At 40.2% G+C, this 11,681-nt stretch carries 9 protein-coding genes and 2 pseudogenes; 6 read left to right on the plus strand and 5 right to left on the minus strand.

From position 1 onward, the window contains the following. From LC605_RS27175 to LC605_RS27195, 5 genes and pseudogenes are all read left to right on the plus strand, one after another. Window positions 1–284, plus strand: a pseudogene (locus LC605_RS27175) (hypothetical protein); the annotation flags it as partial. Continuing rightward, a complete protein-coding gene (locus tag LC605_RS27180) occupies window positions 284–574 on the plus strand; it encodes a hypothetical protein (protein WP_229550600.1) in 291 nt (96 codons plus the stop codon). The pseudogene LC605_RS27175 and the gene LC605_RS27180, both read left to right, overlap by 1 nt. A 434-nt stretch (window positions 575–1,008) precedes the next feature. Then, window positions 1,009–1,284: pseudogene (locus LC605_RS27185) on the plus strand (hypothetical protein); the annotation flags it as partial. Between the two features lie 5 nt (window positions 1,285–1,289). After that, window positions 1,290–1,511, plus strand: a complete 222-nt coding sequence (locus LC605_RS27190) for a hypothetical protein (protein ID WP_229550608.1) — start codon at window positions 1,290–1,292, stop codon at window positions 1,509–1,511. Continuing rightward, on the plus strand, window positions 1,505–1,663 hold the full coding sequence (locus LC605_RS27195) for a hypothetical protein (RefSeq protein WP_229550601.1): 159 nt from the start codon (window positions 1,505–1,507) through the stop codon (window positions 1,661–1,663). The genes LC605_RS27190 and LC605_RS27195 overlap by 7 nt, the downstream gene beginning before the upstream one ends. A 505-nt stretch (window positions 1,664–2,168) precedes the next feature. On the opposite strand, the gene LC605_RS27200 is transcribed toward LC605_RS27195, so the two are convergent. The 3 genes from LC605_RS27200 to LC605_RS27210 are packed head-to-tail and all read right to left on the minus strand — an operon-like array spanning window position 2,169 to window position 4,400. Continuing rightward, window positions 2,169–2,777 carry a hypothetical protein gene (locus LC605_RS27200; protein ID WP_229550602.1) on the minus strand — a complete coding sequence of 203 codons (609 nt, stop codon included), beginning with the start codon at window positions 2,775–2,777 and terminating at the stop codon, window positions 2,169–2,171. A 10-nt stretch (window positions 2,778–2,787) separates the two neighbouring features. Further along, window positions 2,788–3,249, minus strand: a complete 462-nt coding sequence (locus LC605_RS27205) for a hypothetical protein (protein ID WP_229550603.1) — start codon at window positions 3,247–3,249, stop codon at window positions 2,788–2,790. Further along, window positions 3,246–4,400: a ParM/StbA family protein gene (locus LC605_RS27210; RefSeq protein WP_229550604.1), complete on the minus strand. Its 1,155-nt coding sequence runs from the start codon at window positions 4,398–4,400 to the stop codon at window positions 3,246–3,248. Before LC605_RS27210 ends, LC605_RS27205 begins: the two co-directional genes overlap by 4 nt. A gap of 702 nt (window positions 4,401–5,102) precedes the next feature. Between LC605_RS27210 and mobF the strand changes: the two genes are divergently transcribed. Next, the gene (gene mobF, locus LC605_RS27215) at window positions 5,103–9,110 is read left to right on the plus strand and encodes a MobF family relaxase (RefSeq protein ID WP_229550605.1); all 4,008 of its coding nucleotides are present in this window, start codon (window positions 5,103–5,105) and stop codon (window positions 9,108–9,110) included. 291 nt (window positions 9,111–9,401) lie between these two features. Here mobF and LC605_RS27220 read toward each other — a convergent pair whose 3' ends face one another. Both LC605_RS27220 and LC605_RS27225 read right to left on the minus strand, forming a co-directional pair. After that, window positions 9,402–10,667: a hypothetical protein gene (locus LC605_RS27220; RefSeq protein ID WP_229550606.1), complete on the minus strand. Its 1,266-nt coding sequence runs from the start codon at window positions 10,665–10,667 to the stop codon at window positions 9,402–9,404. 217 nt (window positions 10,668–10,884) lie between these two features. Beyond that, window positions 10,885–11,292: a four helix bundle protein gene (locus LC605_RS27225; RefSeq protein ID WP_229550607.1), complete on the minus strand. Its 408-nt coding sequence runs from the start codon at window positions 11,290–11,292 to the stop codon at window positions 10,885–10,887. Window positions 11,293–11,681: the final 389 nt, after the last annotated feature.

An 11,681-nucleotide genomic window follows, 5' to 3' on the forward strand; every position in this document is an offset into this window, starting at 1 on the left:
ACAGCCGTGACATTGATGTCAAAGATGTTTACAGTGCTTCTTTAAAAGATTGGTATGAAAAATACTTGAAGAAAGTGGTGAATCTGACGCTAGATGCCAAGCACCAGGGGGATGAAATCTGGGCGATAGGTGGAGGCTGTCTCTTACCAGGATTTAAAAAGCTGTTGGAGAAAAACGGTTTCAAGATTCTCGACAATCCAGTGGAAGCGAATGTCTTTGGGCTTTTAGAAATAGCGAAAACCATAATCAGCAAGAATTCACCATCTACATCAGGGAAACTATAATGACAGATAAACAAGACTTGGCCCCGGAAAAGGTTCGGATCAAAGATAGCTACCGACAGCGGATATTTGCCGAATCACAGCAACTAGGTAAAAGTTACCTGGAGACGCTTTACTTTATAATTGATTGCTATTTCGCTTTCAGAAAGGGTGCATTCCCGACTCAACAAGTGGCTTTCATGCCGACTAATACTGAAGATAACAAACTCCCCTCAAAGACTCCAACTCCTATTACAAAGGAGAAAGAAGAGGATTCTGATGGGGAAACATTCAGCCTTGATTTCGATTTGTAACCAAAATCAAAGTAGCCGTTATAGGCTTCCCTGCGATCGCCTCCAAATACTCGGACTCCACCGCAAGACCGAATCGCTCCAAATGAATTTTCAATATTTAGCAACGCTCCGGTTCGGTTGGTAAGTCAAACAATTGGAGATTGGAGATTGGAGATTGCCGATTGACTGCATCTTCATAGTGGATGTAGCTTGAGTATAAGAGAAAAGAAGATTTTAGATTTATTCCGCCCAGATTCTTGCGGGGCTTGTACCAAAATCAATCTGCAAGGGAGCAATTTGCAATCTTCTCGGTCAACGAAGAAATTTTCATCCAAGCGTCCCTTGCGTTTCAGTTCACTGGGCAATGCTGACAGGTCATTGCCGGTCAGTTTGAAGTTTAGCTTCTCTTATAGCTTGGCGATGGCGAATGGGCGAAAAAGCTTTCCTTGTGCCGAAAAGCTAATCATGTCTTTCACTTTGACCGTTGGTGGAACCCAGCAGTTGAAGACCAAGCAACTGACCGGGCTTTCCGTATTGGTCAGAAAAAGAATGTCTTTGTACATAAATTTGTTGCCATTGGCACTCTAGAAGAGAGAATTGACGAAATGATTGAAGATAAGAAAAAACTCTCTGATGCTGTTGTTGGTAGTGATGAATCTTGGCTCACCGAATTAGATAATGAAGCCTTTAAGCGGTTGATTTCATTGAATAAGAGTGCAATTTTGGAGTAGATATTATGGCTAAATTTAGTCGGACTTGGTGGGGCGATCGCTTTATTCAAGCACTAGAAGCTTTTACAGATGATAACCGAGTTGCACAAAAAGCACATCAGAAACGGGATTTATTACTGGGAACTCGTGTACAACTGGATGACTTCCGAAGAACGAGCCAAGCAAGATATGAGTTAATCCCGTTCAAGAGAACGGGCGGAGGCGACACAAGATTCACCAGATGTTAGATGAAGCCACTAAGCAGAGACTATCTCCCCACATTACATCGGTACTAACTTTAATGCAGTCAGCAAACACAATTGCAGAATTACGACGATTGATACAGCGACGCTACGGAGTAGACCAGCCGAATCTATTTGATGGGTGGAATTTAGAATAGCTGAAGAAAGTTTGATTTTTTTAAAGAGTCTTAGAGGAGAATTAACAGTATTTTCTCCTCTAATAAATTAATTACTTGCTTCGCTTACGTTTACTCTTATTGCGCTCATACTCAGCAATAATATCCTTAGTCTGTTGCGGAAGGATCACACTTTTATTGTTGAATCGCATTTGGTACACCAGATAACAGAGACTTTTGATATCAGGGCAAGAAAGATTTGTTGGCAGATTAATGACTGCCACGACTGTAAAAGTTGCTCCCATTAACATAGCAGACATGAAAAAGACAATACCAGAGCGACCGGAACCAACCCACTGACCAATCCAGAAAAGAAATTCTTTGCATTTTTCAAAGCGTTGTCCCCTTAACAGCCTCTGCTCTTTCTCTGTTTCAATCCACTGCTGTAGTTTCTCAAGTTTTTCATAAGCCAGCTTAGTTGCTTTAGCGCTTGATGACTTGTCTATCTGAATATCGATAGTGCGCTCTCTAGCCGCAATTTCTTGTTTTAGCTGGTAGTCGAATCGTTCTCGGATTCTTTGGGCAATTCCATTGATTTGATGGAAGTATGGGGTAATAGATGAGTCTGTCGTTTCTCCAACAAGAGCATCATCGGGGACTTTCCCTCAAGCTTTTGGATGATCCCCTCCTCTAATTGAAGGAAAAAATCGTGAATCTCTTCAGGGGTTTCAGCTAATTTGGCTAAAGCTTTTTGGACATATAACTGTTTAACAAATCCCGGTGGAATTTTTTCAACAAGTTTATCTGTAACTTTGTCAAGTAAGTCAGTCAACTCCGTTTCTGTTGCTGTAGAAATAGCTTCAATGTTATTCAACACATTAGGTTGCTTGGATTCATTGTCTTTAGTTTTAGTTTTTTTGGATTTGGGGGTAGGCTTGGATTCATTGTCTGCAAGATTGGCAGATAAATTTCGACTCTGGAAGTGTTGTGCGACTTCTTCATAGGTCAGACCTTGCCCTATCAGAGAGCGGCATTCATTAAAAATCGTGACTTCTTCTGGAGAATACTCTTCTTTGTTTTCAAGAAAACAAGCAGCTATTGAAGCTGAAAATTCTCCTTGAGACAAATTATTCAGAAATTCTTGACGTTCACTCATTATTATTGCCTCACTTAATAGATACTACATCGCCAAAAGGAGTAAAAGTTGATTGCTCTGTTGGCTTAGAAGTTGATTGCTCTGTTAGCTTAGAAGTTGATTGCTCTGTTGGCTTAGAAGTTGATTGCTCTGTTAGCTTAGAAGTTGATTGCTCAGACACTTGATATTTCGGACAGGTCTTATAATCATTGGATGTCGGTACTTTTTCTTCGACACCGACCACTTTACGTAAGTACTGTTCTTGTAGCTTCCATAAATACGTCCCTTGACTCAGGGATGCAAGTATTTGCTCTGCTGGTTGTTTGTGATGAAATAAGGAAAGGGTTAGCCAGAATGCTTTGAGAGCAAGCAGTATCATTTGAGGTTTACTAAAGGGACGAGCAGACTCCGAATTGAGGAATTCTAAAAGCTGTTCTTCTTGACTTCCTCTCTTCACCTGCAATCGAATCACAAAAGTTTTGTATTCACTCATCTGGTCAGACTCCCCACAGTAGATATAGTGCAGACTTGCAAACGTAAAAAGTTTGATAGTCCGTAAACATCAGTTAGTCGCGCACAAAGGGATTTTGATTTTTGACCCAAGTTGAAACTGACCCGTACATCTTCTTCTAGCTCTGCACCCCAAGAAATATTGGAGTGAGAAAAATTTTGAGAATAAAAGGTTTTAAGTTCCTCACGATAATAGTCGAGACAGCCACCACCGATAATGATTTCATCGCACTGTTCACTAATATATCTGGTCAACAGTGTCCTAACTTGTCTCCAGTATTCACTGCGGCAAGCTCGAATAGCTTCAGCGAGCAACTCCGTCTCTTCTAACTTGCGAGTTGGATTCCGAGATAAGGCCAAATGTTTAAAATTTTTACTCTTGATATCCTTGCCAACTGAATGAACAGTTTCCAGCAGTAGTCTTTCTCGTTCTCTAGAATTGTAGCCAGAAATCCGATTCTGTACCATTTTGATCAGATTTAAAAATCCTAATGGCTCGGTATGCCCACTCATCACACCATTATCAAATTGAACAATGGATATATCTCGATACCCCCACATTAAAGATGCAATCTTTAATTGATTGAACTTAGACCCAAGTTTTTCCCCTCGGATCATCACATGACCCCCTCCTTCCGGCACACAGATAAAGATTTTTAAGTTAACTATTAGCGCCTTGTCACAGAAGGAGAAATTTAACAACGCCTTTGTCAGATCACGCTCAAATCTTTTTCTGTCCTCCCACTCAGTGTATGGCAGGGGCATGGCTAAGGCTAAATCAAAGGTGTCCGGTAGTGCTTCTTTTGCTGCCATCACTCCAACTGCTGCTAAGACTTTTGCGATCGCCCATTCCGATTTTGGTTCTCTAGGAAAAACACGCGCATTAAAAACATTGTGAGCCAGGAAACCCACGGCATATAAAGTTCCCTCGTATTCAACCCAAGACTCATTCTCCGGTGACGGGCGAGTAATTCGCCTGTGCTTATAAAAGTTAATCGCCTCTGGTGACACCTCTACAACTTCTGGTGACATCATCAGTAGCTCTGGCTTGAATGGTGTGACTCTCCAAATAGATTTTGTGTCTGACACACCAGGGTCAATGGTCAACATTGGGGGTGATGAATTCTCTTCCATTTTTTTGGTCAGATGGGACGCAAAAAGTTCTAAGTTGATTCGCTTTTGGTTGGCATATAGTACTAGTATACTCCAGATTTAGTCCCAAAATAGTACACAGATGATTCCCAAATAGTTTGAAAAATCCTCAGTTTTAACCTGGGAGAAAATTGGAAATTCCCAGAGTGATAAGATGCTACGCAAATGGTGATAAGATAGTTCGCAAATAGTTCTAAAATAGTTCTAAAATAGTTCGATACAATTTGGGGATTTTCTGACGCACAGTACGCCAAAGTTGGCAGAAAGTTTTCCCGGATAATTTGCTATATTTAATGACATAAGAGTTGGGGAATAAAAAATTTGTCATGGTCAAACTCTTTGCCAAAATTTTTCACTGATTCTTCAAAGCAAAGCGAGTTTGATGACGTGGATTGACTTGGATTTGAGTAACTTCAATAGTTATTTGAAGGCGAATTATCTTCCGAACAGAGAAAATAAACCGAATTTCTGTCAGTGGATTGCTCGGAGTATTAAGTTATGTTTTGCCCTTTGCGGGGGTGAGCCCGCATTTCTCACAAGCTCCCCTGCTCCCCTCGCGGGTGAAGTAATAAGTAATAAGTAATAAGTAATGAGTAAAGAATCTTACTTATTACTTATTACTTATTACTTATTACTCTTTACTTATTTAATTAATGAGATGTGGTGAGAAATCCAGGGTGAGGGATGCTAACAGCTGCTAATGTGTCATCAGAGATGGCGGTGAACTACTTCATCAAGAACTACTACCACCAGGGAAAATCTCGCTGGAGTGGTGAAGGTGCCCAGAAACTGGGATTGTCAGGGGCGGTAGATAATGAACAAGCCTTTAAAAATGTGATCTCAGGGCGATCGCCAGATGGTCGTGAGCAGTTAAATGCTAGGGTGTTGAAGCCCGATGGACGCAGAGCCGCATTAGACTGTACATTTTCTGCGCCCAAGAGTGTGAGCTTGATGGCGTTGGTGGGTGGGGATACTCGTTTAATTGATGCTCACCATCAAGCATTATTTGAAGTGCTGCAACTGATAGAGCAGCGTTACGCCTATACCAGAGTGACAGATAATAACGGCAGACATAGGATTAAAACTGGTAACTTGGTCGTCGCCCAGTTTGACCACATCGAAAGTCGGGACTTAGACCCACATCTGCACACCCATTGCTTAGTCATGAACATGACGCAAACCAACGATGGTAAGTGGATGAGTTTGGTCAATGGTGAGATATTCGCCAATAAGAAATTCTTGGGAATGGCGTATCAGAGTTATCTGGCGCGTGAAGTGCAGAAGCTGGGGTATGAAGTCGAGCAGCGTCAACACGGGCAATTTGATATCAAGGGCTTTAAAGAGTCAGATTTAGAAACCTTTTCTAAGCGACGACAGCAGATTATAGCTGCATCAGGAGCTAATTCGAGTTGGTCAGAACGTGAAAAAATCTGGGATAATACTCGACAACGTAAGCAAAAGCTGACAGAAGATGAATTAAAATCACTGTGGTTTGAAGAAGCTGCGGCGTTGGGGATTACCTTTGTCAGGGCGGCAGAACCAAGACAGGATATACCAGTTAATCACTTGAGTTTAGCAGATGCGTTAGCAGAAGCGATCGCTCATTGCAGTGAAAGAAATGTCGCCTTTAGACAAGAGGACTTAGAAAAGTTCATCCTTGAAGAACGTTTAGCTACTGATATAACAGCAACAGCAGCCCTGATTAGAGAACATCAGGAGTTAATCGCTTTACCAGGATTAACTGACCAATTTACGACGATGACAGCAGTGAGGCGGGAGTTAGCGACGATTGAGTTGATGCAGCAAGGTATTGGTAAGGTCAGCCCAATAATTAATAGAGAAGTAGTTGAAAAGAAGTTTGAGAACACCTTGCTCAATACCGGACAGCGCCAAGCGATAGAATTAGCTGCAACAACGACAGACCAATTCATTGCGTGGCAGGGGGTCGCTGGTGCTGGGAAGACTTTCGCTCTCAAGGAATTAAAAGCGATCGCTTTTTCGTCCGGATATACTATCATTGCTTTTGCCCCTTCATCAATGGCGGCAAAAGTACTAAGTTATGAACTGGGAATTCAAGGAGAGACTGTAGCCAGCTTACTTGTGTCTGAACCAGCACCAGAAGTACAAGCAAATCAATTATGGATTGTAGATGAAGCAGGTTTACTGAGTGCCTTTGATGCCCATGCACTCCTACAACGAGCGACCCACTCTGGAGCAAGATTACTATTAGTTGGGGACACCAAACAATTATCAGCCGTAGAAGCGGGGAACCCGTTCAAATCTCTACAACAAGCTGGGATTAAGACGGCGCACCTAACACAGTCCAACAGACAGCGAAACCCAGAGTTAAAAATAGCAGTAGATTTAATCGCTGATGGAAGAGTAGAAGCCGGATTCAAGCAATTAACAGCAATCGGCAGCATCCAAGAAGTATCGCCTGATACTAAGTTAGAGATGATTGCTAGTGACTACATGGCAATGTCAAAAGAAGAACGAGTGGGAACGCTGATATTGGCTGGCACAAACGTCGAGAAATTGGCACTGACTCAAGCAATTCGAGGCAAGCTCAAAGATGAGGGAACTTTAGGGGCAACTGCAAGTATCACCCAATTGCAAACTAAAAACCTCACCAAAGTCCAGATGCGTTATACCCATAACTTTGAGGTGGGTGACGTGGTGATGCCGACGCGCAACTACAAACGGCGGGGTTTAGAGAAAGGTAAGTTGTATGAGATAGTGGGAAAAAACATCGACCGATTGACATTAAAAACTCCTGATGGAACTAATTTAGAAGTAGATACAGCTTTTGATAAAGCCGTATATCAACATGCTGAGATTGAAATTGCTGTGGGCGATCGCCTTCAATGGAAGAAAAATGATCGGCAATTGTTAAGGCGAAATGGTCAGGAGTTTGTAGTTACGGCAATTGAGGGTGATTTGGCTCAAATTCAGTATATTGACAGCGATCGCACTGAATCAATCAACTTATCCCTTGCACAAAACCTAGACTATGCTCTTGTGACTACAACTTACAGCAGCCAAGGGAAAACTGCGGATCGGGTGTTAATTTCGGCAGACTTTACCATTGGCCAGGAAAGTTTTTATGTTGCAGCCAGTCGTGCAAGGCATGAATTAAAGATTTATACCTCAGACCCGACGAGGCTTTTGGAACTAGCGCAACAGTCGAAAGCCAAAGAAAATGCTTTAGAATTACTACGAAAACAGGTTCACTCTTCAACTCAACAGCAGCCGATAACTATAATATTTAGTCCCTCTGTATATGAGCCAATTATCCCAAAACAGACACTACTTGAAACCCCAGTTATTCAGCCAATTATCCCAAAACAGACACTACTTGAAAGCCCAATTATTCCGCCAATTGTCCCAAAACAGACACTACTTGAAACCCCAATTATTCCGACAATTGTCCCAAAACAGACACTGCTTGAAACCCCAATTATTCAGCCAATTTTCCAGCCAGTAGCCAAACCAGTACTGAAACTTGCTGTCCCAACAGAAGCATTTTGGATACCTAATCAAAGTGAAGAAATTCCCAATTTTCTTGAACCAAAAGACTGGCAAGAGTTATATAAGAGCGCCATTCATCCGGGTATTGCAGCGCTAAACTTTTCTTCTCTTCAATTTAACTATACCGGGGGTGAGCATGAAGCTTGGGAAAGACTCATGGTTAGCGATAAATTAAAACGCACAAATACAGGACGACTAACAGATGGATTCATCAGAGCATATTCTCATCTCGATGCTGGTGGCTGGTGGTGCGATGCTGGAGTTGACCCGCGTGAGTTTAAAGACTTGACCCCAGGAGATAAACCTCCGATTAAAAGGTGGGGATGTTATAAACCGAATGCACCTAGACCAAAAAAAGATGATGATGGTCAAATAATTTCAGGTAAATTCATCAAATATGAACACCCACCAAAAGTTGACCTGAGCATTTTTAATTTAGATGTCCCCGAAGAGATAGCTGAACGTATTTACAAAAAATATGGTGTCGAGCCAAGCAACAGCGATCGCCAATCAGGATTCTGGTACTGTGTTTGGAAATACAACATTCCAACGACGATTACGGAGGGTGCAAAAAAAGCAGCCAGTCTGTTGAGTCAGGGTTATGCTGCCATTGGGCTACCTGGAATATCGGCAGGATATCGAACGACAAAAGATGAATTTGGTAACAAAATTGGCAAGTCATATTTACATGAAGAGTTGGCAGTTTTCGCCACACCAAATAGACTTTTTAAATTCTGTTTTGACTACGAAAGCAAAAGAGAAACTCAGCAGAATATTGAGCGAGATATTTCTGTGACTGGGAGATTGCTACAACTTGCAGGAGCCAAGGTAAAAGTTGTAACCTTGCCAGGGCCAGACAAAGGAGTTGATGATTTCATCATGGCGCAAGGCCCACTAGCTTATGAAAAAGTGAACTATGAAGCGATGAATTTAAGAGATTGGCTTTCCTTCAATCAAAAACAACGTGCTACAACGATATCACCACCACGCAAGCCGATACCAGAACAGATTTTAGATGAGCTAAATAGTCCTAGTGAATCAGAATTATCAGCATCAATTCAGGAGTTATCTTCAGAAATTGCGTTGTTAGAAGAAATTGAGTTACTTGAAAAAGAAATCGAATCAGAATATCGGAGCCAAAATCCCGGATTCAGATTAAAATAATTCGTAATGGGCTACGCTACGTCCCGCATTTCTCACAAGCTCCCCTGCTCCCCTCGCGGGTGAAGTAATAAGTAATAAGTAATAAGTAATGAGTAAATAATCTTACTTATTACTTATTACTTATTACTCTTTACTTATTTAATTAATGAGATGTGGTGAGAAATCCAGCTACGTCCCTTGGGCGTCTCGTAGAGAAGACAGTAATACTCCCTTGATTAAGCGAGAAGCAAGCTACGTAATTACGAATTACGAACTTGTGCCGAGCGAAGTCGAGGTATTACGAATTACAAATTACCGACCCATTCCTCTAAATAAATTTTCATCATCAATCTCCTCAAGATTTTCCGGGTCGCTTAAGTATTCCGACTCAGCTTGAATATACTCCGACTCAGCATCAGCATATGACAAATCAGCTTCAGCGTTCAATAATTCATCAACAACAGGTTTAACCTTTTCAAGTTGGGTAATTTGTTCTGGTGTAACTGACGGGGTAATAACTCCATCTTTAATCACATTAGCCCCATCTTTAGCTTTAACATTTACGCTGTCACCAAGTTGTTGAAAATCAAAATTTTTACTCTTGAAAACTATTGAACCATCGGGTTGTTTGTCCCCTAAAGTCATGAGTAGCACTTTCACGCTATCTTCAATAGCTCTATTTTTCACCGACGATATCTTGTTGTCAACACTTTCACGAACATGATTAACACTGGTTTGGAATTGAGATTTCACACCCTCTATTTGAGTTTGCATTTCATCTTTGAGATCAGAAACCTGTTGATTTATCAGGGATTTCATCTCAGACATTTGTTGGTCAAGAGAATTGTGCAGCTTAACTATTTCAGGCGTAACAGCATCTTTAATCCGGTCGAATAAATTTTTTGATGTCTGCTTGACTTGATTTTCAATAGCACCTACCCAGTTTTGCAACTTGGTATTTTGAATCCGGGGTAAAGAATGCTGACTAAAAGCAGCTAAAGAATGCTGGGTTTTTTCAATTGCTTTTTGTTGCTTCTCCAGAGACTTGGACATTTCTTCAACTTGAGCAAACAACTCTGCAATTGCTGATGATGATTGAGATTGAGGTTGAGATTTTAGCTCATCTACAAGCTTCTGTTGTGATTGCATTTTTTTCTGCAAGACATCGACTTGTTTCTGTAACTCTTCTACACTATAGACTCGTTCTGGGATTACATTCTTTTGGGATTGTTTTTCAACTTGTGATAAACCTAATTTATCTATCGTTGTTTGACCCTTTTCTACACGGAATACATCTTCGCCACCAATCTTAATCACGACAACATTTTTCAATTGTTCTGGTTGCTGAAAGGCTTTTGATAAGTTGTCAACTAAGTCGGGTGAAATAAAAGCATTAATCTCCTTCATGTTTTCATCAGGAACTCCTCTATAAATTCTTTCATTCCCGACCTTGATAAATATTTCCTTGCTCGGGTTATATTTCTTCTCCTCAGCTTTTTGAAAAATCCTTTTCAATAAAGATTCTAAAGTTTCCAGGTAATCTCTTTGGATTTCTTTACTATCTGATGGGTCAATCATGATAAGTAATAAGTAATAAGTAATAAGTAATAAGTAATAAGTGGATTATTTTTAGGACTTACGCAAGTGTCAAAAAAAAATGTCAACTGGCACATCTACTTCAATTACAACTTAATGCTTGTAAGCTTTGATTTATCACCATTAGAACCAAATTAGTTATGTGTGACAGTTTTGAGATTAATGTGCCAGTTGCGTAAGTCCTGGATTTGTCAAAATATTAAGGGATCACATTTTGAAGTGCGGAATGTGGGTTTTCTTTTTCTTTCAACTTGTTGATTGAAGTTGTTATTATCTTAATAATTATTTCATTCTCCTCTATCAAATTTTGAAATTTTGATTTTGACACTAACTCCGATTTGATCATTATTTTTACCCAATAAAGGGTTTCATTAGCTTCCTTTAAAGCTATAGAATACTTATTGATAAAGTCTTTATTTGATTGTGCATACTTAGCTTCTGAACAGTTCGCACCTATTGATGTCCCACTTCTTAGAAATTGTTTAGACAAGATTTTACCAGCGTCGTCAAAAGGTCTTTTATTTAGCTCACAATAAGCTTTGATAACTCTGATTGCAAAATTTTCTGTTCTTTCTTGAATACTGATATTGGCATTATGATTAATCATGAATAAAAAAGAATGTGGTAATTCAATTTTACTTGATAAGTAATCAGGGTAAGCGCATCAGGGTAAGCGCATCATAAAGACAAAAATGTCAATCCCACCCCTTGGCTCAGTGTAATAATTTTGAACTTATTTGTGCTTTGGGTGAACCCCAAAACTACCGTGTCAATAGGGTTTCAGATGCGCTTACCCTGGATAATTAATGGCTATTTACTCATTACTCATTACTCATTACTTATTACTTATTACTCATTACTTATTACTCATTACTCATTACTTATTACTTATTACTCATTACTTATTACTTATTACTCATTACTTATTACTTATTACTCATTACTTATTACTTATTACTCATTACTTATTACTTATTACTCATTACTTATTACTTA

Source organism: Nostoc sp. CHAB 5836 (assembly GCF_020829445.1).
In the GTDB taxonomy this organism is placed as follows: Bacteria; Cyanobacteriota; Cyanobacteriia; order Cyanobacteriales; family Nostocaceae; genus Nostoc.

What these genes read in the sequence shown, in the direction of transcription:
- LC605_RS27195 (WP_229550601.1), top strand. Translation starts at nt 1,505, where the DNA reads ATGTTAGATGAAGCCACTAAGCAGAGACTATCTCCCCACATTACATCG.
- LC605_RS27210 (WP_229550604.1), bottom strand. Translation starts at nt 4,400, where the DNA reads ATGGAAGAGAATTCATCACCCCCAATGTTGACCATTGACCCTGGTGTG.
- LC605_RS27190 (WP_229550608.1), top strand. Translation starts at nt 1,290, where the DNA reads ATGGCTAAATTTAGTCGGACTTGGTGGGGCGATCGCTTTATTCAAGCA.
- LC605_RS27205 (WP_229550603.1), bottom strand. Translation starts at nt 3,249, where the DNA reads ATGAGTGAATACAAAACTTTTGTGATTCGATTGCAGGTGAAGAGAGGA.
- mobF (WP_229550605.1), top strand. Translation starts at nt 5,103, where the DNA reads ATGCTAACAGCTGCTAATGTGTCATCAGAGATGGCGGTGAACTACTTC.
- LC605_RS27180 (WP_229550600.1), top strand. Translation starts at nt 284, where the DNA reads ATGACAGATAAACAAGACTTGGCCCCGGAAAAGGTTCGGATCAAAGAT.
- LC605_RS27225 (WP_229550607.1), bottom strand. Translation starts at nt 11,292, where the DNA reads ATGATTAATCATAATGCCAATATCAGTATTCAAGAAAGAACAGAAAAT.
- LC605_RS27200 (WP_229550602.1), bottom strand. Translation starts at nt 2,777, where the DNA reads ATGAGTGAACGTCAAGAATTTCTGAATAATTTGTCTCAAGGAGAATTT.
- LC605_RS27220 (WP_229550606.1), bottom strand. Translation starts at nt 10,667, where the DNA reads ATGATTGACCCATCAGATAGTAAAGAAATCCAAAGAGATTACCTGGAA.